The sequence below is a fragment of the Streptomyces sp. NPDC028314 genome (assembly GCF_055565795.1).
This window is the reverse complement of sequence record NZ_JBVHTP010000002.1, coordinates 489,626-515,383: the sequence shown is the minus strand read 5'-3', so window position 1 is coordinate 515,383 and position 25,758 is coordinate 489,626. Positions and strand designations below refer to the sequence as shown.

General features: G+C 72.1%; 26 protein-coding genes and 1 tRNA gene. 12 read left to right on the top strand and 15 right to left on the bottom strand.

What is annotated here, in order from left to right; genetic code table 11:
* The first annotated feature begins 18 nt into the window (after window positions 1–18).
* On the top strand, window positions 19–2,331 hold the full coding sequence (locus ACZ4TG_RS06605; protein ID WP_468160212.1) for a transglycosylase domain-containing protein: 2,313 nt from the start codon (window positions 19–21) through the stop codon (window positions 2,329–2,331).
* An 83-nt stretch (window positions 2,332–2,414) separates the two neighbouring features.
* On the opposite strand, the gene ACZ4TG_RS06600 is transcribed toward ACZ4TG_RS06605, so the two are convergent.
* Window positions 2,415–2,876: a GatB/YqeY domain-containing protein gene (locus tag ACZ4TG_RS06600; protein ID WP_468160211.1), complete on the bottom strand. Its 462-nt coding sequence runs from the start codon at window positions 2,874–2,876 to the stop codon at window positions 2,415–2,417.
* A gap of 80 nt (window positions 2,877–2,956) precedes the next feature.
* Between ACZ4TG_RS06600 and ACZ4TG_RS06595 the strand changes: the two genes are divergently transcribed.
* The 6 genes from ACZ4TG_RS06595 to ACZ4TG_RS06570 all read left to right on the top strand — a co-directional run bounded on the left by ACZ4TG_RS06595 (window position 2,957) and on the right by ACZ4TG_RS06570 (window position 8,452).
* Window positions 2,957–3,895, top strand: a complete 939-nt coding sequence (locus ACZ4TG_RS06595) for a metallophosphoesterase (protein WP_468160210.1) — start codon at window positions 2,957–2,959, stop codon at window positions 3,893–3,895.
* Window positions 3,896–4,017: 122 nt separating this feature from the next.
* A tRNA-Pro gene (locus ACZ4TG_RS06590) sits at window positions 4,018–4,091 on the top strand.
* A 205-nt stretch (window positions 4,092–4,296) separates the two neighbouring features.
* Complete coding sequence (locus tag ACZ4TG_RS06585; protein WP_468160209.1) at window positions 4,297–5,811, top strand: SulP family inorganic anion transporter; 1,515 nt, start codon at window positions 4,297–4,299, stop codon at window positions 5,809–5,811.
* A 223-nt stretch (window positions 5,812–6,034) separates the two neighbouring features.
* Window positions 6,035–6,691, top strand: coding sequence for a DUF4352 domain-containing protein (locus tag ACZ4TG_RS06580; protein ID WP_468160208.1), 657 nt, complete (start codon window positions 6,035–6,037; stop codon window positions 6,689–6,691).
* A gap of 103 nt (window positions 6,692–6,794) precedes the next feature.
* Complete coding sequence (locus ACZ4TG_RS06575) at window positions 6,795–7,904, top strand: sulfite oxidase (protein ID WP_468160207.1); 1,110 nt, start codon at window positions 6,795–6,797, stop codon at window positions 7,902–7,904.
* A 158-nt stretch (window positions 7,905–8,062) separates the two neighbouring features.
* The gene (locus ACZ4TG_RS06570) at window positions 8,063–8,452 is read left to right on the top strand and encodes an SHOCT domain-containing protein (RefSeq protein ID WP_468160448.1); all 390 of its coding nucleotides are present in this window, start codon (window positions 8,063–8,065) and stop codon (window positions 8,450–8,452) included.
* A gap of 9 nt (window positions 8,453–8,461) precedes the next feature.
* Here ACZ4TG_RS06570 and ACZ4TG_RS06565 read toward each other — a convergent pair whose 3' ends face one another.
* The 4 genes from ACZ4TG_RS06565 to ACZ4TG_RS06550 all read right to left on the bottom strand — a co-directional run bounded on the left by ACZ4TG_RS06565 (window position 8,462) and on the right by ACZ4TG_RS06550 (window position 11,065).
* Complete coding sequence (locus ACZ4TG_RS06565; protein ID WP_468160206.1) at window positions 8,462–8,971, bottom strand: DUF5956 family protein; 510 nt, start codon at window positions 8,969–8,971, stop codon at window positions 8,462–8,464.
* A 152-nt stretch (window positions 8,972–9,123) separates the two neighbouring features.
* Entirely contained in the window at window positions 9,124–10,500 is a 1,377-nt protein-coding gene (gene codA, locus ACZ4TG_RS06560; protein WP_468160205.1) for a cytosine deaminase, read from the bottom strand.
* A gap of 100 nt (window positions 10,501–10,600) precedes the next feature.
* Window positions 10,601–10,768, bottom strand: a complete 168-nt coding sequence (locus tag ACZ4TG_RS06555; RefSeq protein ID WP_167739578.1) for a hypothetical protein — start codon at window positions 10,766–10,768, stop codon at window positions 10,601–10,603.
* 99 nt (window positions 10,769–10,867) lie between these two features.
* Window positions 10,868–11,065: a hypothetical protein gene (locus ACZ4TG_RS06550; RefSeq protein WP_468160204.1), complete on the bottom strand. Its 198-nt coding sequence runs from the start codon at window positions 11,063–11,065 to the stop codon at window positions 10,868–10,870.
* A gap of 101 nt (window positions 11,066–11,166) precedes the next feature.
* Here ACZ4TG_RS06550 and ACZ4TG_RS06545 point away from each other — a divergent pair, with 101 nt between their 5' ends.
* Together ACZ4TG_RS06545 and ACZ4TG_RS06540 are read left to right on the top strand one after the other, a co-directional pair.
* The gene (locus ACZ4TG_RS06545) at window positions 11,167–12,978 is read left to right on the top strand and encodes a S9 family peptidase (RefSeq protein WP_468160203.1); all 1,812 of its coding nucleotides are present in this window, start codon (window positions 11,167–11,169) and stop codon (window positions 12,976–12,978) included.
* Between the two features lie 42 nt (window positions 12,979–13,020).
* Complete coding sequence (locus tag ACZ4TG_RS06540) at window positions 13,021–13,833, top strand: SURF1 family protein (protein ID WP_468160202.1); 813 nt, start codon at window positions 13,021–13,023, stop codon at window positions 13,831–13,833.
* Here ACZ4TG_RS06540 and ACZ4TG_RS06535 read toward each other — a convergent pair.
* The 7 genes from ACZ4TG_RS06535 to ACZ4TG_RS06505 all read right to left on the bottom strand — a co-directional run bounded on the left by ACZ4TG_RS06535 (window position 13,805) and on the right by ACZ4TG_RS06505 (window position 20,131).
* Window positions 13,805–14,986, bottom strand: a complete 1,182-nt coding sequence (locus tag ACZ4TG_RS06535) for a hypothetical protein (RefSeq protein ID WP_468160201.1) — start codon at window positions 14,984–14,986, stop codon at window positions 13,805–13,807. The two genes, ACZ4TG_RS06540 and ACZ4TG_RS06535, sit on opposite strands and share 29 nt — an antisense overlap.
* Complete coding sequence (locus ACZ4TG_RS06530) at window positions 14,983–15,576, bottom strand: SigE family RNA polymerase sigma factor (protein WP_468160446.1); 594 nt, start codon at window positions 15,574–15,576, stop codon at window positions 14,983–14,985. Before ACZ4TG_RS06530 ends, ACZ4TG_RS06535 begins: the two co-directional genes overlap by 4 nt.
* Before the next feature lie 430 nt (window positions 15,577–16,006).
* Complete coding sequence (locus tag ACZ4TG_RS06525) at window positions 16,007–17,083, bottom strand: aspartate-semialdehyde dehydrogenase (protein WP_468160200.1); 1,077 nt, start codon at window positions 17,081–17,083, stop codon at window positions 16,007–16,009.
* Window positions 17,080–18,354, bottom strand: coding sequence for an aspartate kinase (locus tag ACZ4TG_RS06520; RefSeq protein WP_468160199.1), 1,275 nt, complete (start codon window positions 18,352–18,354; stop codon window positions 17,080–17,082). The genes ACZ4TG_RS06525 and ACZ4TG_RS06520 overlap by 4 nt, the downstream gene beginning before the upstream one ends.
* Window positions 18,355–18,476: 122 nt before the next feature.
* Entirely contained in the window at window positions 18,477–19,133 is a 657-nt protein-coding gene (locus ACZ4TG_RS06515; RefSeq protein ID WP_468160198.1) for a DUF5063 domain-containing protein, read from the bottom strand.
* The gene (recR, locus tag ACZ4TG_RS06510; protein ID WP_468160197.1) at window positions 19,126–19,725 is read right to left on the bottom strand and encodes a recombination mediator RecR; all 600 of its coding nucleotides are present in this window, start codon (window positions 19,723–19,725) and stop codon (window positions 19,126–19,128) included. Before recR ends, ACZ4TG_RS06515 begins: the two co-directional genes overlap by 8 nt.
* A 61-nt stretch (window positions 19,726–19,786) precedes the next feature.
* Window positions 19,787–20,131: a YbaB/EbfC family nucleoid-associated protein gene (locus tag ACZ4TG_RS06505; RefSeq protein WP_468160196.1), complete on the bottom strand. Its 345-nt coding sequence runs from the start codon at window positions 20,129–20,131 to the stop codon at window positions 19,787–19,789.
* A 254-nt stretch (window positions 20,132–20,385) separates the two neighbouring features.
* On the opposite strand from ACZ4TG_RS06505, the gene ACZ4TG_RS06500 reads away from it, so the two are divergent.
* Window positions 20,386–21,111, top strand: coding sequence for an SLATT domain-containing protein (locus tag ACZ4TG_RS06500; RefSeq protein WP_468160195.1), 726 nt, complete (start codon window positions 20,386–20,388; stop codon window positions 21,109–21,111).
* A 56-nt stretch (window positions 21,112–21,167) separates the two neighbouring features.
* On the opposite strand, the gene ACZ4TG_RS06495 is transcribed toward ACZ4TG_RS06500, so the two are convergent.
* The 3 genes from ACZ4TG_RS06495 to ACZ4TG_RS06485 all read right to left on the bottom strand — a co-directional run bounded on the left by ACZ4TG_RS06495 (window position 21,168) and on the right by ACZ4TG_RS06485 (window position 24,184).
* Window positions 21,168–21,818, bottom strand: coding sequence for a hypothetical protein (locus ACZ4TG_RS06495; RefSeq protein WP_468160194.1), 651 nt, complete (start codon window positions 21,816–21,818; stop codon window positions 21,168–21,170).
* Between the two features lie 212 nt (window positions 21,819–22,030).
* A complete protein-coding gene (locus ACZ4TG_RS06490) occupies window positions 22,031–22,708 on the bottom strand; it encodes a GntR family transcriptional regulator (RefSeq protein WP_468160193.1) in 678 nt (225 codons plus the stop codon).
* 123 nt (window positions 22,709–22,831) lie between these two features.
* Complete coding sequence (locus tag ACZ4TG_RS06485; RefSeq protein ID WP_468160192.1) at window positions 22,832–24,184, bottom strand: aminotransferase class III-fold pyridoxal phosphate-dependent enzyme; 1,353 nt, start codon at window positions 24,182–24,184, stop codon at window positions 22,832–22,834.
* A 206-nt stretch (window positions 24,185–24,390) separates the two neighbouring features.
* On the opposite strand from ACZ4TG_RS06485, the gene ACZ4TG_RS06480 reads away from it, so the two are divergent.
* Window positions 24,391–25,020, top strand: a complete 630-nt coding sequence (locus ACZ4TG_RS06480; RefSeq protein ID WP_468160191.1) for a DJ-1/PfpI family protein — start codon at window positions 24,391–24,393, stop codon at window positions 25,018–25,020.
* Window positions 25,013–25,648: a MarR family winged helix-turn-helix transcriptional regulator gene (locus tag ACZ4TG_RS06475; protein ID WP_468160190.1), complete on the top strand. Its 636-nt coding sequence runs from the start codon at window positions 25,013–25,015 to the stop codon at window positions 25,646–25,648. The genes ACZ4TG_RS06480 and ACZ4TG_RS06475 overlap by 8 nt, the downstream gene beginning before the upstream one ends.
* Window positions 25,649–25,758 lie beyond the last annotated feature (110 nt).

Sequence of the window (25,758 nt, the reverse complement as noted above, 5' to 3'; positions counted from 1 at the left end):
GAACGTAGGCTGCCCTCTATGGGAAAGAAGCGCTCGGGCGGCGGGCTCACGGGGCCACAACAGGCCGCCAAGTTCCTCGGTGTGTCTGTCCTCTCCGGAGTCGTACTGGCCGGTATCGCGATCCCGGGGGCCGGCGCCCTGGGGCTCGCGGCCAAGGGGACGGTCGAGGGTTTCGACGAGATCCCGGCCAATCTCAAGACACCTCCGCTGAGCCAGCGCACCACGATTCTGGACGCAGAGGGTGGCTTGATCGCCACGGTCTATTCACGTGACCGTCAGGTGGTGCCCCTGACGGCCATCTCGCCGTACATGCAGAAGGCGATCGTCGCCATCGAGGACTCGCGTTTCTACGAGCACGGCGCGGTCGACCTCAAGGGCATCCTGCGCGCGGTCAACCGCAACGCACAGGAAGGCGGCGCCGCACAGGGCGCCTCCACGCTCACGCAGCAGTACGTGAAGAACGTCTTCGTCGAGGAAGCCGGCGACGACGAGACGAAGGTGCGCGAGGCCCAGGAGAAGAGCCTCGGGCGCAAGATCCGCGAGCTGAAGTACTCGATTCAGGTCGAGGAGGAGCTCGGGAAGAAGAAGATCCTCGAGAACTACCTGAACATCACGTACTTCGGTCAGCAGGCGTACGGAATCGAATCCGCCGCCCAGCGGTACTTCAGCAAGCCCGCCAAGGACCTGACGCTGGAGGAGTCGGCCCTGCTGGCCGGCGTCGTGCAGTCGCCGACCCGGTTCGACCCGGTGAACGACTCCCAGGAGGCGATGAAGCGCCGCAACGTCGTCCTCCAGCGGATGGCCGACATGAAGGACATCTCGCAGACGGAGGCCGACGAGGCCAAGCTGAAGCCGGTCACGCTGAAGGTGACCCGGCCGAAGAACGGCTGCATCACGGCCGTGAAGGGCGCGGGCTTCTTCTGCGACTTCGTGCGCAACAGCTTCCTGACCGACCCCGTCTTCGGCAAGACCCGCGAGGAGCGGGCGAAGGTCTGGAACCAGGGCGGCCTGACCGTCCGTACGACGCTGGACCCGCAGTCGCAGGACTCCGTCAACGAGTCGATCAAGGACCACGTCGACCAGGAGGACAAGGTCGCGACGGCCGTCACCCTGGTACAGCCGGGAACCGGGCGGGTGCTCGGCATGGGCCAGTCGAAGCCGTACGGCTTCGGCAAGAACGAGACCCAGATCAACTTCTCCGTGGACAAGCGGATGGGCGGCTCCAACTTCGGCTTCCCGACCGGCTCGACGTTCAAGCCGTTCGTCGCGGCCGCGGCGATGGAGCGGGGCGTGGCGCCGACCAAGACGTACGGGTCCCCGCACGACATGGAGTACCCGAGCCCGGTGCAGACCTGCGGCGACAAGCCCTGGGTGAACACCTCCAAGGACCGGGTGGAGAACGAGTCGGAGTCCGAGGTCGGCCCGTACGGCATGAGGGAGGCGATGGCCAAGTCGGTCAACACCTACTTCGTGGAGATGATCTCCGAGACGGGGCTCTGCCCGGTCACCGAGATGACCACCAAGCTCGGGGTCAACCCGGCGGACGGCACCAAGCTGCCGGAGGTCCCGGCCATCGCGCTCGGCACCGAGGGCATGTCCCCGCTGACCATGGCCAACGCCTACGCGACCTTCGCCAACCGGGGCACGTACTGCACGCCGGTGGCCATCGAGTCGATCACCGACGCGCACAACAAGGCCCTGGCCGTGCCGAAGTCCAAGTGCGAGCGCGTGATGTCGGAGAAGACCGCCGACACCATCAACGCCCTGCTGCTCGGCGTGGTCGACACCGGCGGTACCGGTGCGGCGGCCGGTCTGACCGACCGGCAGAGCGCGGGCAAGACCGGTACCACAGACAACCGCTGGAACGCCTGGTTCGTGGGGTACACCCCGAACATGTCCGGTGCCACCTGGGTCGGCTCGGGCGGGGCCAAGCAGGTGTCGATGGAGAACATCACCATCGGCGGCGAGTACTACCCCAAGGTCTACGGCGGCGGGCTGCCCGGCCCGATCTGGAAGCAGGCGGTCGCCGGCGCCCTCTCGGGCCGCGAGTCCATGAACTTCGCCACGGTCTCCCTCCCGGAGACCGATGCCCCGGCGGCCGGTTCGCGCCCCAACAAGCCGAACCAGCCCAGCACGCCGGCCCCGAACCGGCCCGGCAAGCCGGGAAAGCCCGGTGACGGCAAGCCCGGCACCGGCCGGCCCGGCGGGCAGACCGTCGCCGGAGCCACCGGCGGCAGCCCGGGCGGCACCATCGGCGGCGACCCGGGCGACGGCACCCCCGGCGGGATCGGCTTCCCCCCGGGCCTGATCGGCGGCCGCGAGGACCAGTAGCCGCGCAGGAGGCGACGTAGAAGAGGGAGGGGCCCCAGCCGGATCCGGCTGGGGCCCCTCCCTCTTGTCCTGTCAGCCAGTACTCAAGAAAGGTGCCTCTTCACGACGGCGGCGACGCGGCCGCCCTCCGCGAGACCGGCCACCTTCGGGTTCACGATCTTCATGACCGCACCCATGGCCCGCGGCCCCTCGGCGCCCGCCGCCTTGGCCTCCTCGACGGCCTGCGCCACGATCGCTGCGAGCTCCTCGTCGGTGAGCTGCTTGGGCAGGTACCGGTCGAGGAACTCGCCCTCCAGGGTCTCGCGCGCGGCCGACTCGGTACGGCCGCCCTGGGCGAACGCGTCCGCGGCCTCGCGGCGCTTCTTCGCCTCCTTGGCGATCACCTTGAGGACTTCGTCGTCGGAGAGCACGCGCGCTTCCTTGCCCGCGACCTCCGCGTTGGTGATGGCGGAGAGGGTCAGTCGCAGCGTGGACGAGGCGAGCTCGTCGCGCGCCCTGATGGCGGCGGTGAGGTCTTCCTGAAGCTTGGCCTTGAGCGTGGTCATGCACCTGAGTCTGCCAGGTGCGGGGGCGGTGGCGCCCGCCGGTTTTCCTTGCGGGCCACCGGGGGTGCGACGATGGGGGCATGCGTGCGCGTTACGGAGTACCCCTGAAGGTCACGGCCGGAATCGCTGCGGCGGGGGCCGCGGGTGTGGCCTACGCCGCCGGTTTCGAGGCGAGGTCGTTCCGCCTGCGCCGGGTGACTGTGCCCGTCCTGCCCCGGGGGATGCGGCCGTTGCGCGTCCTGCAGGTGTCGGACATCCACATGGTCGGCGGCCAGCGCAAGAAGCGCGCCTGGCTCCAGTCCCTGGCCGGGCTGCGCCCGGACTTCGTCGTGAACACCGGCGACAACCTCTCCGACACGGAGGGCGTGCCCGAGGTGCTGGACGCGCTGGGCCCCCTCATGGAGTTCCCCGGCGTGTACGTCTTCGGGTCGAACGACTACTACGGGCCGCGGCTGCGCAATCCCGGGCGCTACCTGATCGAGAAGACCCAGGGCCGGCACGGGCTGAACGGCAACAAGCCGGTCGTCGGCGCCGTCCACAACCCGTGGGAGGAGATGCGGGACGCCTTCGACGAGGCGGGCTGGCTGAACCTCACCAACACGCGGGCGCGGCTGAAGCTGAACGGGCTGGAGCTGGCCTTCACCGGCCTGGACGACCCGCACATCAAGCGCGACCGCTACGAGCTGGTCGCGGGCGGTCCGGAGGCGGACGCGGACTTCTCGACGGCCGTGGTGCACGCCCCGTACCTGCGCACGCTGGAGTCCTTCACCGCCGACCGCTACCCGCTGATCCTCGCGGGACACACGCACGGCGGGCAGCTGTGCATCCCCTTCTACGGGGCGCTGGTCACCAACTGCGACCTGGACACGAAGCGGGTGAAGGGGCTCTCCACGCACGAGAGCGGCGGGAACCGCGCGTACCTGCACGTCTCGGCGGGCTGCGGCACCAACCGCTTCACGCCCGTGCGCTTCGCCTGCCCGCCCGAGGCGACACTGCTGACGCTGACCCCGAAGGCCTGAGCCGGCCGGGGCCTGCCTCCCGCCCTGGCCGGGCCCCTCGCGAAAACCGGATTTCGTCTCCGGCGAGAGGTCCGCTAAAGTAATCGATGTCGCCACGGCAGCAAGCGCTGCAAGGCAACAATCGGGGTGTAGCGCAGCTTGGCAGCGCGCTTCGTTCGGGACGAAGAGGTCGTGGGTTCAAATCCCGCCACCCCGACTTCGTAAGACCAGGTCAAGGGCCTGATCCGCATCGCGGATCAGGCCCTTCCTGCGTCTCCGGCGATCGTTCGGAAGAAGTCTGGGAGAAGATCTTGATCGGCTTCTCCCAGGCGTCCTGACCGACCTCGCCCTTCGCGTCTTCTCCGCGCACCCGCCTGCCGGTTCGGGTGCGCCAGCCCGCCCGAGCCCGAGGTCCGTGCCCCATGTCTTCTTCACCCGCGCCCATGTCCGAACGGCTGCCCGGCTTTCGTCGTCCGCCGCGGCCGGCCTGGCTCTCGCCGAAGGTCTTGCGGACCGAGGTCCTCGCCGGTCTGGTCGTCGCGCTGGCGCTGATCCCCGAGGCGATCTCGTTCTCGATCATCGCCGGGGTGGATCCGGCGATCGGGCTGTTCGCCTCGTTCACGATGGCCGTCGTGATCGCGTTCGTCGGCGGGCGTCCGGCGATGATCTCCGCCGCGACGGGCGCCGTGGCGCTCGTGATCGCTCCGCTGAACCGGGAGCACGGGCTGGGCTACCTGGTCGCGGCGGTGATCCTGGCCGGCGTCTTCCAGATCGTGCTCGGCGCGCTGGGCGTGGCGAAGCTGATGCGTTTCATCCCGCGCTCGGTGATGGTCGGCTTCGTCAACTCGCTGGCCATCCTGGTCTTCATGGCCCAGGTCCCCGAGCTGCTCGGCGTTCCCTGGGCCGTCTACCCGCTGATGGCGGCCGGGCTGGCGCTGATGGTGTTCTTCCCGAAGGTCACGAAGACGGTCCCCGCCCCGCTCGTGTCCATCGTCATCCTCACCGTGATCACCGTGGCCGCGGGCATCGCGGTCCCGACCGTCGGCGACAAGGGCGCGCTGCCGTCCGCGCTGCCGGTGCCGGGCCTGCCGGACGTGCCGCTCACCCTGGACACGCTGACCCTCATCGCCCCGTACGCGCTGGCCATGGCGCTCGTCGGGCTGATGGAGTCGCTCATGACGGCGAAGCTGGTCGACGAGATCACCGACACTCGGTCCTCGAAGACGCGGGAATCCATCGGCCAGGGCATCGCGAACATCGTCACCGGGTTCTTCGGCGGCATGGGCGGCTGCGCGATGATCGGCCAGACGATGATCAACGTGAAGGTGTCGGGCGCCCGGACTCGGCTGTCGACCTTCCTCGCCGGCGCCTTCCTGATGGTGCTGTGCATCGCCTTCGGGCCGGTGGTCTCCGACATTCCGATGGCGGCCCTCGTGGCCGTCATGGTCATGGTCTGCTTCGCGACCTTCGACTGGCACTCCATCGCACCGAAGACCCTCAAGCGCATGCCCACCGGTGAGATCGCCGTCATGGTCGTCACCGTCGTGTGCGTGGTCGTCAGCCACAACCTGGCCGTGGGCGTCGTCGTGGGCTCCGTCACCGCGACGGTCATCTTCGCGAAGCGGGTCGCGCACCTGGCGGACGTCACCTCCGTCCGCGATCCGGACGGCGGCCGGGTCGTCCACCGCGTGACCGGCGAGCTGTTCTTCGCCTCCACGAACGACCTGGTCGAGCAGTTCGACTACGCCGGCGACCCCGACAAGGTGGTCATAGACCTCTCTGCCGCGCACATCTGGGACGCCTCCTCCGTGGCCGCCCTCGACGCGATCGAGCACCGGTACGCCCAGCGCGGCAAGAGCGTGGAGATCACCGGCCTGAACGGCCCCAGCGCCCACCTGCACGGGACCCTCACCGGCGAGCTCGCCGGCGGGAGCTGAAGAGCCGTACGCCGCCGCGGCTGCCACCGTGCGGTCACGCCGGACGTCACCGAGCGCTGCGACTGATCGTGGGGTGAGTCCTCGGGCGGGATTGATCCGCGTCGCGTGACGCCCTGCCGTATGCCGCCGAATGTCACGGTTCGGATATAGCCGCACCTGGACCGCGATGTCCCCATACGGTGACCGGATTCGCACCCGTTCCTCGTTCCTGTGGGGGTTCATCGTGTCTCAACAGTTCCCGCCGCCCGGCCAGCCCCAGCAGCCCCAGCAGCCCCAGCAGCCCGGATACGGGTACCCGCCGCCCGGTCAGCCGCAGCCCGGATACGGCTACCCGCCCCCGCCGCAGCCGGGGAAGTCCAACGCGGGAAAGATCGTCGGCTTCTCCTGTCTGGGCATCGTGGGGTTCGTCGTGCTGCTCGGCGTCATCGGCGCGGTCGTCGGCGGTTCGGGCGACGACAAGCCCGCGAAGGGGCCCGCGCCTGCGGCCGCCGGGGCGTCCGCGCCGGTGAAGGCCCCCGAGCCCAAGCCGTCCTCCGCCGCGCCGGAGAAGAAGGCCGCGGTCGACGTCGTCGCGAAGAAGGCCGAGTTCAAGAAGAGCATCCTCGCGCAGGGCGACGCCTACACGAGCGTGTCCGTCACGATCACGAACAACTCGTCCAAGCCGATCGACGTCAATCCGCTGTACTGCACGATCACCGACACCAACGGGACCAAGCACACGGCCGAACTCGCGGTCGACGAGGATCAGATCGCCACCGTGGAGCTGGCACCGGGTGAGAACGTGACCGGTGCGATCACCGGCAAGGGTGCGTTCACCGCGAAGACGGTGACGTACACGGACGGCCTGATCGGCAAGGCGATCCGCGCCGAAGTGTCCTGACGCCAGGCCCCCCCGGGCGCCCGCACCGGCCCGCCACTCCGATCGCCGCCCCCCAGGGTGGCTGCGTCGAGCCCCTCGGTCGGTTTCGGGGGAGCATGGAGGGATGGAGCAGGCGTCCCTGGGGGGTGTCAGCGGGCCGGCGCGGGTGGCCGCGGCCGGGGAGGGGATCGGGCCGGACGAGCTGGCGCTGGCCGCGCGGAATCACGGGCTGCCCCTGGAGGCGCTGCGGTACGAGGTGACTCCGCCCGGGCTGCACTACGTACTGGTGCACTACGACATCCCGGCCGCCGACGCGGACGGGTGGCGCCTCGCGGTCGGGGGGCGGGTGCGGAGCCCCCTGTCGCTGGGCCTGGCGGAGCTGCGCCGGTACCCGGCCGTCACGCGGCGGGTGACCATGGAGTGCGCCGGGAACGGGCGGGCCCGGTTGTCGCCGCGGCCGGTGAGCCAGCCCTGGCTGGTCGAGGCGGTGGGCACCGCGGACTGGACCGGAGTGCCGCTGCTGAGGGTGCTCGCCGAGGCGGGGGTGGAGCCGGACGCGGTCGAGGCCGTGTTCACCGGCGCCGACCACGGTGTGGAGCGCGGGGTCGAGCAGGACTACCGGCGCAGTCTGCCGCTGCCGGTCGGCGCGGACGTGCTGCTCGCGTACGAGATGAACGGGCGGCCGCTGCCGCCGCAGCACGGGCATCCGCTGCGGCTGGTGGTCCCCGGCTGGTACGGCATGGCACATGTGAAGTGGCTCAGGGAGATCACGCTGGTCGACGCCCCCTTCACCGGGTTCCAGCAGGCCGTGGCCTACCGGTACCGGCAGTCCCCCGACGAGCCCGGCGAGGCGGTGACCCTGATCGCGCCGCGCGCCCTGATGGTGCCGCCGGGGTACCCGGACTTCATGTCCCGCACCCGCGTCGTACGCCCCGGCCCCGTACCGCTGGAGGGCCGCGCCTGGTCGGGGTACGGGCCCGTCGTACGGGTGGAGATCAGCGGCGACGGCGGGCTGACCTGGGACGACGCCGAGCTGGCGGCGCCGGACGGGCAGCGGTGCGCTTGGCAGGCCTGGCGCGGGGTGTGGACGGCGACGCCGGGCGCCCACACGCTCGCCGTACGGGCCACGGACGCCGGGGGGCGGGTCCAGCCGCTCGGACCGCCCTGGAACCGGGGCGGCTTCGGCAACAACGCGGTCCAACGGGTGCCGGTGGTGTGCGTCGACGGGTCCTGAGGGACTCGGCGTGACCTGTTCGGCCCACAGCGGGTGCGGTGCCCGGGCGCTGCCGACAAGCATGGATCGAGCCCTGCCGCCGTGGCTCGGCCCGACCTTCGGAGACGCCGGTGGATGAGTACGAGTACGACTACCCGCTGCTCAACGTGTTCTGGACCATGCTCATGCTGTTCCTGTGGGTCATGTGGTTCTTCCTGCTCTTCAAGATCCTCACGGACCTCTTCCGGGACCACGAGATGAACGGCTGGGTCAAGGCCGCCTGGGTGATCTTCCTGATCCTGATCCCGTTCCTCGGCGTGCTCGTGTACCTCATCGTCCGCGGCCGATCGATGGCCCAGCGCGACGCGGAGGCGTCCAAGAAGGCGGAGGCCGCCTTCAAGTCGTACATCCGTGATGCCGCGGGCGGCCCGGGCGACGCCGGCGGCGGCGACCCGGGGACCCCCGCCGGCCGTCACGTCGACGCCCTGGAGCGGCTGGTGAGGCTCAAGGACGACGGTGTCCTCACCCCGGAGGAGTTCCAGAAGGCAAAAGAGCGGCTGCTCGCCTGAGCGGCCGGGTCAGGATCCCGGCGCCGCGAGGGCGGCGAGTTCCGTGCGGACCAGGGTGACGAACTCCGGGGTCCGGGTGTCCACCGAGCGGTCCTCGGCCAGGGCGAGGAGATGGCCGAGGACCGCGTCGACGGAGTCGAAGGGGCCGACGGGGCGCAGCAGCCACAGGCGACCCCGCGGGTGGGGCGGCAGGCCCAGGGCGGAGAGCCCTGCCGCGGCCTCGGTGTCGAGGAGGTCCAGGTCCTGCGCCGACAGCGGGGCGCACTGCACGCGCGTGATGTGGCCGTGGCCGTCCAGGGAGCTCTCCACGGCCCAGCGGGTGCCGCGGTCCGGGATCCAGGTGCGGGCCTCGGGGGGCCAGACGTAGGGGAGGAACACCCACAGGGCGTGCTCGTCCGCGAGCTCCCAGCCGAGCACTTCCAGCTCCCGGACCTCGGGCAGCCGCTCCGGTTCCAGCTCGCTGCGTCCGGTGCGGCGCTGTGCGAGCGGGTGCGGTGATCCGGTCTCGTCCCAGGACATGCGGGCACGCTATCCGACGCGGTGGCGGATGTGCGTGACCCGCGGGGCCGGCGGCGCGGAAGGCTCGCGGGGCCCCCACAGGCGCCCCGCGGGCGCCCCGCGGGCGCCCCACAGCCGTCCCGCAGGCGTCCGGCAGCCGCCCCGCAGCCGCCTCACGGGCGCCTGAAGTCCACCTCCGACGGCCCCGTCTCCCCGGGCCAGGACAGCAGCCGGGCCGGGGCGGGCGGGGTCTCCGCGAGGACGGTGCCGCGCGAGACGACGTACCGGGGACGGACCTGGCGGCGGATCGCCTCGGCGGGCGACTCGGCCGGAAGCAGCACGAAGGAGGCGGGCGCGCCCTGCGTGATGCCGTACTCGTCGGCGCCCAGGCCGAGCACCCGGGCCGCACGCCCCGTCACCATCTCGAAGGCGAGCGGGATTTCGTCGGCGCCGGTGAGCTGGGCGGCGTAGAGGCCGACGAGGGCGGTCTGGAGCGGGTTGCCGGTGCCCAGGGCGTTCCAGGGGTCCATCACGTCGTCGTGGCCGAAGGCCACGTTGACCCCCGCGGCCAGCATCTCCTTGACCTGGGTGAGGCCGCGCCGCTTGGGGTAGGCGTCGAAGCGGCCCTGGAGGTTGAGGTTGGCGAAGGGGTTGCAGACGAGGCTGATCCCGGAACGGGACAGCAGCCGCTGGAGTTTGAAGCTGTACGCGCCGCCGTAGGAGCCCATCGCCGTCGTGTGCGAGGCCGTCGCGCGCTCGCGCAGCCCCGAGCGCAGGGCGAGGGTGGCCAGTACCTCCAGGAAGCGGGACTGCTCGTCGTCGATCTCGTCGCAGTGCGCGTCGACCCGCAGGCCGTGCTCCTCGGCCAGCGCGAAGGCGGTCCCGAGGGAGGCGATCCCGTCCTCCCGGGTGTCCTCGAAGTGCGGGATCGCGCCGACGACGTCGGCTCCGCGCCGCACCGCCTCGCGCAGCAGGGCCTCCCCGTCCGGGAAGGAGACGATCCCCTCCTGCGGGAAGGCCACGATCTGCAGGGTCATGACGTCCCGCACCCGGTCGCGGACCTCCAGCAGCGCGTCGAGCGCGGTGAGCTCCGGGTCGGTGGTGTCGCAGTGGGTCCGTACGTGCAGCACGCCCTGGGCCGCCTGCCAGCGCAGCACCTCGGTGGCGCGGGCGATGACGTCCTCGCGGGTCAGGGTCCGCTTGCGTTCGCTCCAGCGGGCGATGCCCTCCCAGAGGGTGCCGGAGGCGTTCGGGCGCGGTTCGCCGGCGGTCAGGGCGGTGTCGAGGTGGATGTGCGGCTCCACGAAGGGGGCCGTCAGCAGGCCGCCGTGCGCCTCGATCAGCACACCGGTCGCCGGGGGTTCCTTCTGGTCGTCGTACGGGACGACGCGGGCGATCCGGCCGTCCTCCGCGACCTCGACGTCGCTGAGCCCGTCGTGGCCGGTGGGGTGCACGGCGGCGTGGCCGGTGCCGTGGCCGGTGCCGTGGCCGGTGCCGTGGCCGGTGCCGTGGTGGGTCAGCAGCCGGGCGCCCCGCACGATCATCCGCATGGCGTCAGCGTACGGCTCGGACCCCTGCGGCACACCGGAGGAAGCGCCACGCGGTCCGCGGTTTCCGGGGCACCCGCGGGCCGCGTGGCGCTTCCTCCGGTCAGCCGCGCTTGGCCTGGGCCTTCTGCTGCATGCCCCGCGTCTTGGCGGAGAGCGACTGCACATCCCTGACGGCGGCCTTGGCCCGTGCCTCGGCCGCGGTGTTCTTCGCCAGCGCCCGCTCGGAGTCCTGGTGGCCGTGATGTCCGGTACGGGCCTTCTTCGCCATGATCACTCCTCCTCGGAGCGCGGAAACGGCGTACGCACTCCACTGTCCCTCCGTTCGGCCGGTGCGGCATCCGGAGGGACAGGGGACCCCTGCGGGTGCTCAGGCCTCGTTCGACCCGGACGGCCGAGCCTTCATGGCCCGCTCGCGGCGCGCGTTCTCGTCCATGGCCTTCGTCTGGGCCTCGGCCACGTCCTCGATCCTGCCCTTGCTCCGCTGCTCCGAGCTCTTCGGCATCCGCGAGTTCGACGAACCGCTGTCGCCCGACATGTCGGACTGCTCCTTGCGCTGCTTCGCCATGATCGTTCCTCCTTGAGGACGGCGGGTGGGATCCCCGCCCACGCTGCCCCTTCCTCGCCGCGACGACCATCCGGCAGCGCCAATCGGGTTACATAGGGGGCATGACTGACGCAGACGCCACAGCAGCCACGCCCGCCATGCCCGACTGGGAGAAGCGATTCCGGGCCCCGCGCGTCGGACTGCCCGAGTGGGCCGAGGACGCGCCGGACCGCTCCCTCTTCGTCTCGAACGCGACCGGGACCTTCGAGCTCTACGCCTGGGACCGCGCCACCGGCTCCCAGCGTCAGGCCACCGACCGCCCCAACGGCACCACCGACGGCACCCTCTCCCCCGACGGCGAGTGGATCTGGTGGTTCTCCGACACCGACGGCGACGAGTTCGGCACCTGGGTCCGCCAGCCCTTCGCGGGCGGCCCCGACGAGCCGGCCACCCCCGGGCTGGAGCCCTCGTACCCCGCCGGGCTCGCCATCGGGCGGGACGGCACCGCGGTCGTCGGCCGGTCCACCGACGAGGACGGCAGCACCATCCACGTCGTACGGCCCGACGGGAGCGCCCCGGCCGTCATCTACCGGCACCCCGAGTCGGCCGGTGTCGGCGACCTCTCCCGTGACGGCACCCTGATCGTGATCGAGCACACCGAGCACGGCGACGCCATGCACTCGGCGCTGCGCGTGGTCACCCTCGACGGCACCACCGTCGCGGAGCTCGACGACTCCAAGGGCGGCACGCAGGAGCTCGGCCTGGCCGTGCTCGGCTTCGCCCCGGTCGAGGGCGACACCCGGCTGCTCGTCGGCCACCAGCGGCGCGGCCGCTGGGAGCCGATGGTGTGGGACGTGGCCACGGGCACCGAGGAGGAGCTGGCGATCGACCTCCCGGGCGACGTGGGCGCCGAGTGGTACCCGGACGGGTCGGCCCTGCTGGTCTCGCACAGCTTCGAGGCGCGCAGCGAGCTGTGGCGGTACGACCTGGCCGCGCGGCAGCTCGTACGCGTGGACACGCCCGCGGGGTCGGTCTCGGGTGCGACGGCCCGCCCGGACGGGACGGTGGAGTACCAGTGGTCCTCGGCGGCCGAGCCGGCTTCCGTACGGTCCACCGCGGGCGGGGTCGTGCTGGACCCGCCCGGTTTCCGGCCGCCGGGCTCGGTGCCGGTGGAGGACGTCTGGGTGGAGGGCCCGGGCGGGCGGGTGCACGCGCTCGCGCAGCGTCCGCAGGGCCACGGTGACGGCCCCTTCCCGACGGTCTTCGAGATCCACGGCGGCCCGACCTGGCACGACAGCGACTCCTTCCTTGCGACCCCGGCGGCCTGGCTCGACCACGGCTTCGCGGTGGTCCGGGTCAACTACCGCGGCTCGACGGGCTACGGACGGGAGTGGACCGACGCCCTCAAGCACCGCGTCGGGCTGATCGAACTGGAGGACATCGCGGCGGTGCGCGAGTGGGCCGTGGAATCCGGCCTCGCGGACCCGGCGCGGCTGGTGCTGTCCGGGGGCTCGTGGGGCGGGTACCTGACGCTGCTGGGCCTCGGCACGCAGCCGGACTCCTGGGCCGTGGGCCTGGCCGCCGTACCGGTCGCGGACTACGTGACGGCGTACCACGACGAGATGGAGGCGCTGAAGTCCCTGGACCGCACCCTCTTCGGCGGTACGCCCGAGGAGGTCCCGGACCGCTTCGAGGCGTCCTCGCCCCTGACGTACGTGGACGCGGTGAAGGCCCCCGTGCACATCGCGGCGGGTGTCAACGACCCGCGCTGCCCGATCCGGCAGATCGACAACTACGTGGACCGGCTCGCCGCGCGCGGGGCGGTGCACGAGGTGTACCGCTACGACGCCGGGCACGGCTCGCTGGTGGTGGAGGAGCGGATCAAGCAGGTCCGGATGGATCTGGAGTTCGCCCTGCGGCACCTGCCCGCCTGACCCGGCGGCCGGGAACCGGTGCGCCCCCCGTACCGTGGTGGGGTGCACCGGTTTCTCCTGACCCCGCGCTGGTGGGGGATCAACGTCTTCGTCGCGCTCGCCGTCCCCGTCTGCCTGTTCATGGGGACCTGGCAGCTCGGCCGGTTCGAGGACCGTGTCGACAGCCACCGGGAGGCCTCCGCCGAACGGCCCGCCGACCAGAGCGCCGCGCCGCTGGACTCGCTGCTCCCGGTGAGCACGAAGACCTCCGGGCGGCTGGCTTCGGCGTCCGGGGAGTACGGCGAACAGCTGCTCGTCCCCGAGCGGCAGCTCGACGGGAAGTCCGGCTTCTACGTGCTGACCCTGCTGAAGACCGACAACGGCAAGGCCGTCCCCGTGGTCCGGGGCTGGCTGCCGGGGACCGCCGACCCGGCGAAGGCGCCGGCCGCGCCGGGCGGGCGGGTCGAGGTCAGCGGGGCGCTGCAGGCCGCGGAGACCTCCGGGACCAAGGGCGTGCACGCGCAGGGCGGGCTGCCGGCCGGGCAGCTCGGGGTGATCGGGGCGGCGACGCTGGTCAACATGGTGCAGGTCCCGCTGTACGACGTCTGGCTGACGGTGCAGACCCCGTCGGACGGGATGGCCGCGGTGCCCGCGCAGGCTCCGGTCAACACCGGCCTCGACCTCAAGGCCTTCCAGAACCTCGGCTACACCGGCGAGTGGTTCGTCTTCGCCGCGTTCGTGCTCTTCATGTGGTTCCGGCTCTACCGACGCGAGGTGGAGAGCCTGCGGGACGCGGAGGCCGGGCTGCTCGCGGCGGAGCCGCTCCCGGCCGAGCCCGCCGGCGCGGCTACGGCTTCGCCCCGCCCAGCGCGATAGCGCCCGTGCGGTAGACCGTCCCCCCGCAGGCCTCGGGAATCGTCGTCTGCGTGACGGGAGCCCCCGCCGCGGGCGTGTTCGGGGTGTGGGACACGGCCACGCCGGTCGGGTCCGGGCCGGCCCCGCCGCTCAGCGGATCCGCGGCCGTCGCCCCGTCACTGCCGGCCGCGGCCGAGCCCGTTGCGCCCGCCGGGGTCTCCCCCGTGTTGCCCTGCGGGGGTTTGGCCGTCGGACCGGGGGTCGCCGCCGGGCAGGACTGCGCCGAGGGAACCCAGGCGAACCGCACCTCGTACGCCGCGTTCGGCTGGAGGACCACGGCGGGGGACTCGGCGGACGGATCGGGCAGCAGAGCGCTCGCCGGGTCCCCGGCGGTATGGCTGAGCACCGTGACCCCGGAGCCCTGCGCGGGCGGGGCCGAACCGGCCACCGAGGCGGCGGTGACGGTGTCCGGGCCGGTGACCATGCAGCCCCGGCCGGAGACGTTGGTGACCTTGAAGCTGCCGTACACCTTGCCGTCGGCCTCGGGGGCGCGGGCGCTGCCCAGCACCCCGAGCTGCTCGGCGGAGCACCCGGGGACGCCGGGGGCGGCCGGCGGGGGCGGCAGGGTGTATCCGGTGCCGCTCGCGGCCCCGGCGGAGGCCCCGGTGCTCGACGGGCCCGCCACCACACCGCCGGCGGCGGTGGAGCCGCTGGGCTGCGGCGTCGGCTGTGTGCCGGCGCCGCCCACCTCCTGGCCGGAGCCGGGGGACCTGGAGGGCCTCGGCGCGGTGGCGCCCGAGCCGTTCTGGTGCGGATCGGAGGTGCCGTCGGGGTGGGCGCCCTGCTGCTCCCCGTGCCCGGCCATGGCGGAGTGGTCCGCGGTGCCGCCCTGGTCCGCCGTCATGTGCAGGGCGGCGGGGATCGCGGTGCCGGCCAGGAGGGCGGCCGCGGCCGCGCCGACGAGGACCTGCCGCTTGCGGGCCCGGCGCGCGGGGACGGCGTACCGCAGCCGGTCCAGCGCCCCCTCGGAGGGCTCCAGGCCCTGGACGGCGCCGCTCAGCAGCCGGCGCAGCGCCTGTTCCTCGGCGCCTTCGCCGCTCCCGACGCTCGCGCCGCCGCCCGGACCGCCCGTGCCGCCCGGCATGCCCGGCGGGTTCTTCTGGTCGTCCATCATGACTGCGCAGCCTCCATCGCCACCCGCAGCGCGGCAATGCCCCGCGATCCGTACGCCTTCACCGAGCCGAGCGATATCCCGAGCGTCTCCGCGACCTGGACCTCCGTCATGTCCGCGAAGTAGCGCAGGACCAGTACCTCACGCTGGCGCCGCTGGAGTCCCCGCATCGCCTTGATCAGGTCGTCCCGCTCCAGCTGGTCGTACGCGCCCTCCTCCGCGCTGGCCATGTCCGGCATCGGCTTCGACAGCAGCTTCAGGCCGAGGATGCGGCGGCGCAGCGCGGAGCGCGAGAGGTTGACGACGGTCTGGCGCAGGTAGGCCAGGGTCTTGTCGCGGTCCCGGACGCGGTTGCGGGCCGAGTGGACGCGGATGAACGCCTCCTGGACCACGTCCTCGCAGGAGGCGGTGTCGTCGAGGAGCAGTGCGGCCAGTCCCAGGAGCGAGCGGTAGTGGGCCTGGTAGGTCGCGGTGAGGTGGTCGACCGTGGTGCCCGCCACGACGGCCTTCTCGGCGGGGGTCTCGACGGCGGCCTCCGCGGCGGACCCGGCGGAGCCCCGGACAGCGGCCTCGACGGAGACATCGACGGACATCTCGGCGGAGACATCCGCGGAAGCCTCGGCGGGGTGGTCGGCGGCGGGGCTGCTCCCGGCGGCGTCGGCGCTATCGCGGGGCGAGGGCACGCGGCCGCCCCGGGTCGGTACGACGGGATGCTTGGCGGCCGGCACGCTCGCCGGCGGGACGGGCACGATCACGGGGAAGCCACCGGGACCGGGCACAGCGACGCGTCGGCGCGTCGGAATGGTCCCGGTGCGCACCGGTATGAGGGCCAGGTCGAGCAATGCTTCTGCCACGCCCGTTGGACACGCGTCCCCCCGTCAGGGTTGTACGCGCGAGGCAGAGTCTCCAGCAATTTCCCCATTGCCCTCATGCGTACCCGCTCTTCCCGATTGCCCCGTCTATCCAGGCGGCAGTCGGGCCATCACCTTGATCAAGGGATCGACACCGATCCTACAAAGCGAATTACGCAAATTCACCCGCGATCAGTTCCGAGATCTGAGTGGCATTCAGGGCAGCGCCTTTGCGGAGATTGTCCGCACATACGAAGAATTCCAGGGACCGCGGATCGTCCAGCGAGGCCCGCACCCGGCCCACCCAGGCCGGATCCGTCCCGGCCGCGTCCACCGGGGTGGGGAACTCCCCCGCCGCCGGATCGTCGACGAGGACCACCCCGGGCGCGGCCTCCAGGATCTCCCGGGCGTGCACGGCGTCCACCTCGCGCTCGAACCGGGCCCGCACGGTCAGGGAGTGCCCGGTCAGCACGGGGACCTGTACGCAGGTCACCGAGACCGGCAGCTCCGCCAGGTCCAGGATCCGCCGGGTCTCCGCCCGTACGGCCAGCTCGTGCGAGGACCAGCCGTCCTCGCGCAGCTCGCCCGACCACGGCACCACGTTCAGGGCGAGCGGAGCCGCGAAGGAGCCGGTGTCCTCCCCGACGGCCCGGCGCACGTCCCCGGTCTGCTCCCCCAGGGAGGTCCCGGCGACCAGCGACAGCTGGCGGCGCAGGGTCTCGGCGCCGCCCCGGCCCGCCGCGCTCGCCGCCTGGTACGAGGAGACGGCCAGGTCGGCGAGGCCGTACTCGGCGTGCAGCGCGCCCAGGGCGGCGATCATCGTGGCGGTCACGCAGTCCGGGCCCGCGACGATCCCGCGCGGCCGGATCCGTACGGCATGCCCGTTCACCTCGGGCACCACCAGCGGCACCTCGGGGTCGTCCCGGAAGGCCGAGGACTGGTCCACGACCACGGCGCCGCGCGCGGTGACGACGGGGGCCCAGCGCGCCGAGACCTCGGCCGGGGTCAGGAAGACCACGACATCGCCCACCCCGAGGCCGTCGAAGGCGTCCTCGGTGAGGGCGAGCACCTCGGTCTCCTGCCCGCGCACGGCCAGCATGCGGCCGGCCGAGCGGCTGGAGGCGATCAGGCGGATGTCGCCCCAGACGTCCGCCCGCTGGGACAGGATCGGGAGCAGGACCGAACCGACCGCTCCGGTCGCCCCGACCACGGCGAGTGCCGGAGCCGGGGTCGACCGGGTGGCGGTCATCGTCCGGTGCCTCCGTAGACGACGGCTTCGTCGCTGTCGGAGTCGAGGCCGAAGGCCGTGTGCACGGCGCGGACGGCCTCGTTGACGTCGTCCTGGCGGGTGACGACCGAGATGCGGATCTCCGAGGTCGAGATCAGCTCGATGTTCACGCCCGCGTCGGACAGCGCCTGGAAGAACGAGGCGGTGACGCCCGGGTTGGTCTTCATACCGGCGCCGACCAGGGAGATCTTGCCGATCTGGTCGTCGTAGCGCAGGGAGTCGAAGCCGATCGCGGCCTTCGCCTTCTCCAGGGCGTCGATGGCCTTGTGGCCCTCGGCCTTCGGGAGGGTGAAGGAGATGTCCGTCAGGCCCGTGGAGGCGGCGGACACGTTCTGCACGATCATGTCGATGTTGATCTCGGCGTCCGCGATGGCGCGGAAGATCGCCGCGGCCTCGCCCGGCTTGTCCGGAACGCCGACGACCGTGATCTTGGCTTCGGAGACGTCATGAGCGACTCCGGAGATGATGGCGTGCTCCACCGGCTCGTCCCCTTGCGGATTCTCGTTGCTGACCCAGGTGCCCGGCAGTCCGGAGAAGGACGAGCGGACGTGGATCGGGATGTTGTAGCGGCGTGCGTACTCGACGCAGCGGTGCAGCAGCACCTTGGACCCGGAGGCCGCGAGCTCCAGCATGTCCTCGGAGGAGATCCAGTCGATCTTCTTGGCCTTCTTCACGACGCGGGGGTCCGCGGTGAAGACGCCGTCGACGTCGGTGTAGATCTCGCACACCTCGGCGTCCAGCGCCGCGGCGAGCGCGACGGCGGTCGTGTCCGAGCCGCCCCGGCCGAGGGTGGTGATGTCCTTGCTGTCCGCGGACACGCCCTGGAAGCCGGCGACGATGGCGATGTTGCCCTCGTCCAGCGCGGTGCGGATACGGCCCGGCGTGACATCGATGATGCGCGCTTTGTTGTGGACCGAGTCGGTGATGACGCCTGCCTGGCTGCCGGTGAACGACTGGGCCTCGTGGCCCAGGTTTTTGATCGCCATGGCCAGCAGGGCCATGGAGATCCGCTCTCCGGCGGTCAGCAGCATGTCGAATTCGCGCCCGGCAGGCATCGGGGACACCTGCTCGGCGAGATCGATCAGCTCGTCCGTCGTGTCGCCCATCGCGGACACCACGACGACCACTTGGTGGCCGTTCTTCTTGGCATCCACGATCCGCTTGGCGACGCGCTTGATGCCCTCGGCATCGGCTACGGAGGAGCCTCCGTACTTCTGCACGACAAGGCCCACGTGCGCTCCTCGCTCAGTCCGTCTCATTGCTGGTGCAGTCTAACGAGCGGCCGCGATCCGACCGCCTCGTACCACATCATGAGACGAAAAGATCAAAGAACGGGTTCCCTCGCACAGCGGGATCATTTACCGCCCAGACCGAGCGGACCGCCGATCTCCTGCGCCATGACCCGTCCGGCCTGCTCCGCAAGATCATCCTCGGTCAGGTCCTCGTCCGTGTCCAGGCCGTCCAGCTCTTCCAGCGGCTGGTCGAGCCGTACGTGCGCCACCAGCGACTGGAGCGCGCGCAGCGTGGCGGAGGCCGTGGAGCCCCAGTTCGAGAAGTACGAGAACTGCCACCACCACAGCGCCTCGGTCGTCCGGCCCGCCCGGTAGTGCGCCAGCCCGTGCCGCAGGTCGGCGACCACATCGGCCAGGTCGTCGGAGATCCGGTGCGCGACCGGGGCCTTGCGCGGCTCGTACGGGTCGAAGACCTCCGAGTACACGTCGACGGGCTCCAGCATGTACGCGAACCGCTCGCGCAGCTCGTCCACATCGGGCTCGGGGCCCAGGTCGGGCTCGTAGCGCTCGTCGGGTACGACGTCCTGGTACGCGCCCAGCCGGCCGCCCGCCAGCAGCAGCTGGGAGACCTCCAGCAGGAGGAAGGGCACCGCGCTGTCCGGGTCCTCGCCCTTGGCCACCTCGGTGACCGCGACGATGAAGGACTCGATCTGGTCCGCGATCTGGACGGCGAAGTCGTCCGGATCCTGGCCCAGGGCGTGCAGCGTTGCGTCAGACATCGAGAAGTCGCCTTCCTTCAAAGGCCCGCCCCAGCGTGACCTCGTCCGCGTACTCCAGGTCTCCCCCGACGGGGAGCCCGCTGGCCAGGCGGGTGACCTTCAGGCCCATGGGCTTGATCATGCGGGCGAGGTAGGTGGCGGTCGCCTCGCCCTCCAGGTTCGGGTCGGTCGCCAGGATCAGCTCGGTGACCGTGCCGTCCGCGAGGCGCGTCAGCAGCTCGCGGATGCGCAGATCGTCCGGGCCGACGCCCTCGATCGGGCTGATCGCGCCGCCGAGGACGTGGTACTTGCCCCGGAACTCGCGGGTCCGCTCGATCGCGACGACGTCCTTCGGCTCCTCCACGACGCAGATGACCGTCTCGTCGCGGCGGGGGTCGCGGCAGATCCCGCACCGCTCCTCCTGGGCCACGTTCCCGCAGACCGCGCAGAAGCGGACCTTGTCCTTCACCTCGAGCAGCGCGTGCGCGAGGCGGCGGACGTCGGTGGGCTCGGCCTGCAGGATGTGGAAGGCGATCCGCTGCGCGCTCTTGGGCCCGACGCCGGGCAGCCTGCCCAGTTCGTCGATCAGGTCCTGGACCACGCCTTCGTACAACGGACTGCCTTCTTTCGCTGTGGATCTTTCGCTGTGGATTCCGCGGGGTCGGCCGCGGGGGCTAGAACGGCAGGCCGGGGATACCGCTGCCGCCGCCCAGGCCCGCGGCCAGGGGGCCCAGCTTCTCCTGCTGGAGCGCCTGGGCGTTCTCGTTGGCGGCCTGGACCGCCGCGACCACCAGGTCGGCGAGCGTCTCGGTGTCCTCGGGGTCCACGGCCTTCGGGTCGATCACCAGCGAGCGCAGTTCACCGGAACCGGTGACGGTCGCCTTCACCAGGCCGCCGCCGGCCTGGCCCTCGACCTCGGCCTGGGCAAGCTCTTCCTGGGCCACGGCGAGGTCCTGCTGCATCTTCTGGGCCTGCTGGAGCAGCTGCTGCATGTTGGGCTGGCCACCACCGGAAATCACAGGGCACTCACTCCATACCTTCGGAACATTGGTCAATCCGAGCCTACGTGCTCCCCGCGCGGCGCGCCCTACGCCGTGAGGACCAACTCTTTCGAGTGAGAGACCGGGTGCGCCCACACCTGATGGAGACGTCCTTGCGGGCGGAAAAGCCGGGATTCGTTGTCCATCGCGTGTCATTCGAAGGTAGGAAGAGCATGCGCATCATTGCGCACACGCGCACCACGACACGTCAGCGCAGGCAGAGGGAGTGCCGGGTGAGTCAGCCGGAGATGCAGCCCGAGGGGCCACCCCGGGATCCCGCAGAGGACGGCGACCTGACCGGGCGACCGTTCCCTCTCGGGGACTGGGGCGAGCCCGCCGAGCGGCTCGACGAGCTCTACCGGCGGGTCGAGGCCGACGCACTGCGCACCGCCGAGTGGTACCTGGCCGACCGGGCGTGGAAGCGGCGGGGCGCGCGGGCACTGCGGGCGGGCGCGGCCACGGGCGCCGTCACGGGGGCGGCGATGCCGCTGCTGGAGCTGACGGGGTCGGCGCCGGGCGGAGCCTCGTACGGGTACCTGTGCCTGCTGCTGGGCGCCGCCTGCCTGGCCTGCGACCGGTTCTTCGGGCTGACGTCGGGGTGGATGCGGGACGTCGCCACGGCCCAGGCCGTGCAGCGCCGGCTCCAGACGCTCCAGTTCGACTGGGCCTCCGAGAACGTGCGGGAGGTGCTGGGCCCCACGGAGGGCACGGCGAGCGAGGCGGCGGAGCGGTGCCTGACCGTGCTGCGGCGCTTCTCGGAGGACGTCACGGAGCTGGTGCGCTCGGAGACGGCGGACTGGATGGTGGAGTTCCGGGCCGGCCCGGCACCGCTGGTGATGCAGTCCCTGGCCGGCTCCACCTCGCGCCCGGACCCGGGCGCCCCGGCGGCCCGCTTCCCGCTCCCGCCGGGCACCCGCCCGAACATGCCCCGCCAGCGCCCGCCGGAGCAGCCCCGCTGAGGGGCAGGGCCGGGGACGCTTGCGGGGCGGGTCCGGGGCGTCAGGAGCGGGACCGGTCAGCTGAAGATGATCATCGAGCCCTGGCCCAGGCTGCGCGTGGCCGCCGCGTGCAGACCCAGCCAGACGTGCCGCTCCCGCGCGAAGGGGCTGTCGTCGTACGGGATCGGCCCGGCCGGCTCCTCCAGTGACGTCGGACGCCCCGGCGGCGCGGGCGCCGTCGGCGGGTTCCCCGGGTCTATCCCGATCGCGGGCGCCACGAAGGCCAGCTCCCGCAGCAGCCCCTGCGCGGACCCGAGCGGTCCGCCGCCGGCCAGCAGTTCCTCGTTGGCCAGCGGAGCCGCGAAGTCCACCGGCACGTACGCCCCCGCGTGGTCGTAGTGCCACACCAGGTGCGACTGCTGCGCCGTCGACTCGAACATCTCCAGCAGCTGCTCGTAGTCCCCGCCCAGCTCGTCCACCGGCGTGACCGGCAGGCCGCAGATCTGCAGCAGGTACGCCCTGCGCAGGAAGTGCAGGGCGTCGTAGTCGAAACCGGCCACCGGGGCGACGTCCCCGGACAGCCCCGGCATGTACGCGAACACGGGCACGGACGGCAGTCCCGCGTCGCCCAGCGCCTTGTCGTACGAGGCGATCTCTTCGGCGAAGGGGTTGTCGGGGCTGTGGCACAGCACGTCGACAAGGGGGACCAGCCACAGGTCACAGGCCACGCGGGCTCCGATCAGTCGTTGGCGCCGATCGGGCCAGCGTAGTGTGCCGGACACGCTCAGCGAAGAGGCCGGCGGCGACTACAGCGGCCGCGGAGCGGGGCCGCGGGCCCGGCGGAGGTCGGCGCGGAGGTCGGCGCGGAGGTGTGGCGCCCCGGCGGCGGGCCGGTGGGAGCGAGGCGGGAGTCCCGGCTTGAGCCCCGCCGGCGCACCGGCTAGCGCCCCGGCTTGATCCCGGCGGCCCAGTCCAGCCCGTGCTGGTTGTACGCGTGCACGATCCGCCGCGCTTCCTCCGCGTCGGCCCGGGTCACCGCATCCACCAGCTCGCTGTGCCCGTCCCACAGGGCGCTGCGCATGTCCGGGGCCCCCTGGAGGTGCGGCACGGAGAAGACCCAGCACTGCACCCGGATGCGGTGCAGGAACTCGGAGATGTACGTGTTGCCGACCAGCCCGCTCAGCTCGCGCCAGAAGCGCAGGTCGTAGCCGATCAGCACTTCGAGCGAACCGCTCTGCGCGGCGCGGCGCGCCTCCTCCGCCCGGCGCCGTACCGACACCAGCATCTCGCCCGCGCCGACGGCGGTGCCGCGTTCGACGAGGCGGCGGAAGATCCCGTCCACTATCAGCATCCGGGCTTCGAGCATGCCCCGGTAGTCGTCGACGGAGTAGACCCGGACGCGGAATCCCCGGTGCTGGACGGACTCCAGCAGCCCCTGGGCCGACAGGTCCACCAGCGCCTCGCGCACCGGGGTCGCGGAGACCTCGTACTGCTCGGCGATCTGCTTGACCGTGAACTCGGTACCGGGGGGCAGGCGTCCCGCGAGCACCTCGTCGCGCAGCGCGTCCGCGATCTGCTGGCGAAGTGTGTTGCGGGTGACAGCTCCGCTGCCTGGCATAGGGGTCCGTCTCCTCCGTAGAACTTCGGACACCTTAGGCCAGGCAGCACGGCTGAAACTGAGCGGTTCGCGGCCGGTATACGGATAAGACGCCCGATATCCGGACGACACCCTTCCGGGCGGCTATCCGCCCAGCGTGTGGCGGTCGGCCACGTCGAGGGCGGCGTCCAGCAGGGCCAGACCCTCCTTGGCCTCGGTTTCCGTGATCGTGCACGGCGGGACGACATGTGTCCGGTTCATGTTGACAAAGGGCCACAGACCGGACGCCTTGCAGGCCGCCGCGAACTCGGCCATGGGCGCGTTGTCGCCACCGGAGGCGTTGTACGGAACGAGCGGCTCCCTCGTCGCCTTGTCCCGTACGAGTTCCAGCGCCCAGAAGGTGCCCAGACCCCGGACCTCCCCGACCGAGGGGTGCCGCTCGGCCATTTCGGCGAGCGCCGGGCCGATCACGTGCTCCCCGATGCGGGCGGCGTTCGCGACGACGCCCTCCTCCTCCATCGCGTTGATCGTCGCGACGGCGGCGGCGCAGGCCAGCGGGTGGCCCGAGTACGTCAGTCCGCCCGGGTAGGGGCGCGTGGCGAAGGTCTCCGCGATGGCGGCGGAGATGGCGACGCCGCCGAGCGGCACGTAACCGCTGTTCACGCCCTTGGCGAAGGTGATCAGGTCCGGGGTGACGTCCCAGTGCTCGGCGGCGAACCACTTGCCGGTGCGCCCGAAGCCGGACATGACCTCGTCGAGGATGAAGACGATCCCGTGGCGGTCGCAGAGCTCGCGCACGCCCGCGAGGTAGCCGGGCGGCGGGGTCATGATCCCTGCGGTGCCGGGCACGCTCTCCAGGATGATCGCGGCGATGGTGGCCGGGCCCTCGAAGGCGATGGTGTCGGCGAGGTGCGCCAGGGCGCGGGCGCACTCCTCGGCCTCGGTGCTCGCGTGGAACGGCGAGCGGTAGAGGAACGGCCCCCAGAAGTGCACGACGCCCGCCGCCGCGGTGTCCGAGGGCCAGCGGCGCGGGTCGCCGGTGAGGTTGATCGCGGCGGCGGTGGCCCCGTGGTACGAGCGGTAGGTGGACAGCACCTTCTGGCGGCCGGTGTGCAGCCGGGCCATCCGTACGGCGTTCTCCACGGCCTCGGCGCCGCCGTTGGTGAAGAAGATCTTGTCGAGGTCGCCGGGGGTCCGCTCGGCGATGAGGCTTGCGGCCTCGGAGCGGACGTCCACGGCGAAGCCGGGCGCGAGGGTGCAGAGCTTGGCGGCCTGCTCCTGGACGGCGGCGACGACCTTGGGGTGCTGGTGGCCGATGTTGGTGTTCACCAGCTGGGAGGAGAAGTCGAGGAAGCGGTTCCCGTCGTAGTCCCAGAAGTACGACCCCTCGGCCCCGGCGACGGCGAGCGGGTCGATCAGGGCCTGGGCGGACCAGGAGTGGAAGACGTGGGCGCGATCGGCGGCCTTGACGGCCGCGCCGGTGACATGAGGGGTCATGCCGTCACGCTAGAAGTGCGCAGGTGGGGAGGGATATCGGCGGACTGTATGGGGGTGGGGGCCCGCCCTCGGCAGTCTGTCTGCACCTGTCCGGGCTCGACCCGTCCGCGCCGAACGATTGACAGCATCCTGTCGTCATGACAGCCTTATGTCATTGGCAGGGCGAAGGACACCCACGAAGAACACCCACCCCGGAGGCGAGCACCATGAGCGACACCCCGCGCAAGCCCGTCCACCTCGCGGTCTACGACACGTACGCGGACTGGGAGACCGGCCACACCACCGCGCACCTCACCCAGCGCGGCCACGAGATCCGTACGGTCGGCTTCGCCGCCGCCGCGCCGGTCACCACCATGGGCGGAGTGCGCATCCAGCCCGACCTGGCCCTGGCCGACCTGCGCCCCGAGGACTCCTCCCTGCTGATCCTGACGGGCGCCGCGCTCTGGGACACCGGGGACGACCTGGCCCCCTTCGCGGCGAAGGCCCGCGAGTTCCTGGCCGCCGGGGTTCCGGTCGCGGCGATCTGCGGAGCCACCGCCGGCCTGGCCCGGGAGGGCCTGCTGGACGGCCGCCCGCACACCAGCGGGGCGGCCGAATACCTGGCGGCGCAGCCCGGATACGCGGGAGGCGCGGCGTACGTCGAGGCCGACGCGGTCACGGACGGCGACCTGATCACGGCCGGCCCGACCGAGCCGGTGGCCTTCGCCCGGGAGGTCTTCGCCCGGCTGGACGTCTACAAGCCGGACGTCCTGGATGCCTGGTACCGGCTCTTCCACGACTCGGACGCGAGTGCGTTCCCGGTCCTGATGGCGGCGGCGGAAGCCGGCGATGCCTGAGCCGCAGCCCCCCGAGGGGCTCTCCGTCAGGGCCCGCCAGGACCTGCTGAGCCGCACGGCGCTCGGGGTGTTCCGGCTGAACGGCCAGTTCCTCGCCATCTCGGAGGAACTGGCCCGGCCCGCCGGTCTGACGGCGGCCCGCTGGCAGGTGCTGGGCGCCGTGCTCCGGGAGCCCCTGCCGGTCGCGGGCATCGCCCGGGCCATGGGCATCACCCGCCAGAGCGTCCAGCGGGTCGCGGACCTGCTGGCCGCGGCCGGGCTCGCGGAGTACGTCCCGAACCCGGCCCACCGCCGTGCGAAGCTCCTGCGCCCGACCGACGCCGGGCGCGCCGCCGTCGCCCGCATCACCCCGGGCCACGCCACCCTGGCCGGCCGCCTGGCGGCCGAACTGGGCGAGGCCGCCTTCGCGGAGACGGCCCGCGTCCTGGAGCGCCTGACGGCGGCCCTGGACGCCGTCGCGGGCGAGGGGGCCGACGCGGAGGGGGCCGGCGCGGAGGAGGCCGGCTCGGAGGGGGCGGGCGCGGGTGAGGCGGCCCCCGGCGACGCCGCTTCACCTGCCCTGCCGGCGTCACCCGACCCGTCGGCGTCGGCGGCGCCACCGGCCGGATCCGGCCCCGGCGGGGTGTGAGGCGCGGGTCCGGGACCCGGCAACGGCGCCTCACCGGTCCGGCGGGGTTTGAGGCACGGGGGTCCCGGGGCAGAGCCACCGGCAACGGAGCCGCGCCCGGTTCACCCCGA

Bases quoted from the DNA above. Each gene is read 5' to 3' on its own strand.
- ACZ4TG_RS06485 (WP_468160192.1), bottom strand. From the start codon at position 24,184: ATGACCCCTCATGTCACCGGCGCGGCCGTCAAGGCCGCCGATCGCGCC.
- ACZ4TG_RS06570 (WP_468160448.1), top strand. From the start codon at position 8,063: ATGCTCATGCTGTTCCTGTGGGTCATGTGGTTCTTCCTGCTCTTCAAG.
- ACZ4TG_RS06565 (WP_468160206.1), bottom strand. From the start codon at position 8,971: ATGTCCTGGGACGAGACCGGATCACCGCACCCGCTCGCACAGCGCCGC.
- ACZ4TG_RS06545 (WP_468160203.1), top strand. From the start codon at position 11,167: ATGACTGACGCAGACGCCACAGCAGCCACGCCCGCCATGCCCGACTGG.
- ACZ4TG_RS06530 (WP_468160446.1), bottom strand. From the start codon at position 15,576: ATGTCCGTCGATGTCTCCGTCGAGGCCGCTGTCCGGGGCTCCGCCGGG.
- ACZ4TG_RS06535 (WP_468160201.1), bottom strand. From the start codon at position 14,986: ATGATGGACGACCAGAAGAACCCGCCGGGCATGCCGGGCGGCACGGGC.
- ACZ4TG_RS06490 (WP_468160193.1), bottom strand. From the start codon at position 22,708: ATGCCAGGCAGCGGAGCTGTCACCCGCAACACACTTCGCCAGCAGATC.
- ACZ4TG_RS06480 (WP_468160191.1), top strand. From the start codon at position 24,391: ATGAGCGACACCCCGCGCAAGCCCGTCCACCTCGCGGTCTACGACACG.
- ACZ4TG_RS06515 (WP_468160198.1), bottom strand. From the start codon at position 19,133: ATGTCTGACGCAACGCTGCACGCCCTGGGCCAGGATCCGGACGACTTC.
- ACZ4TG_RS06475 (WP_468160190.1), top strand. From the start codon at position 25,013: ATGCCTGAGCCGCAGCCCCCCGAGGGGCTCTCCGTCAGGGCCCGCCAG.
- ACZ4TG_RS06600 (WP_468160211.1), bottom strand. From the start codon at position 2,876: ATGACCACGCTCAAGGCCAAGCTTCAGGAAGACCTCACCGCCGCCATC.
- ACZ4TG_RS06555 (WP_167739578.1), bottom strand. From the start codon at position 10,768: ATGGCGAAGAAGGCCCGTACCGGACATCACGGCCACCAGGACTCCGAG.
- ACZ4TG_RS06605 (WP_468160212.1), top strand. From the start codon at position 19: ATGGGAAAGAAGCGCTCGGGCGGCGGGCTCACGGGGCCACAACAGGCC.
- ACZ4TG_RS06595 (WP_468160210.1), top strand. From the start codon at position 2,957: ATGCGTGCGCGTTACGGAGTACCCCTGAAGGTCACGGCCGGAATCGCT.
- ACZ4TG_RS06585 (WP_468160209.1), top strand. From the start codon at position 4,297: ATGTCTTCTTCACCCGCGCCCATGTCCGAACGGCTGCCCGGCTTTCGT.
- ACZ4TG_RS06525 (WP_468160200.1), bottom strand. From the start codon at position 17,083: ATGACCGCCACCCGGTCGACCCCGGCTCCGGCACTCGCCGTGGTCGGG.
- ACZ4TG_RS06550 (WP_468160204.1), bottom strand. From the start codon at position 11,065: ATGGCGAAGCAGCGCAAGGAGCAGTCCGACATGTCGGGCGACAGCGGT.
- codA (WP_468160205.1), bottom strand. From the start codon at position 10,500: ATGCGGATGATCGTGCGGGGCGCCCGGCTGCTGACCCACCACGGCACC.
- ACZ4TG_RS06575 (WP_468160207.1), top strand. From the start codon at position 6,795: ATGGAGCAGGCGTCCCTGGGGGGTGTCAGCGGGCCGGCGCGGGTGGCC.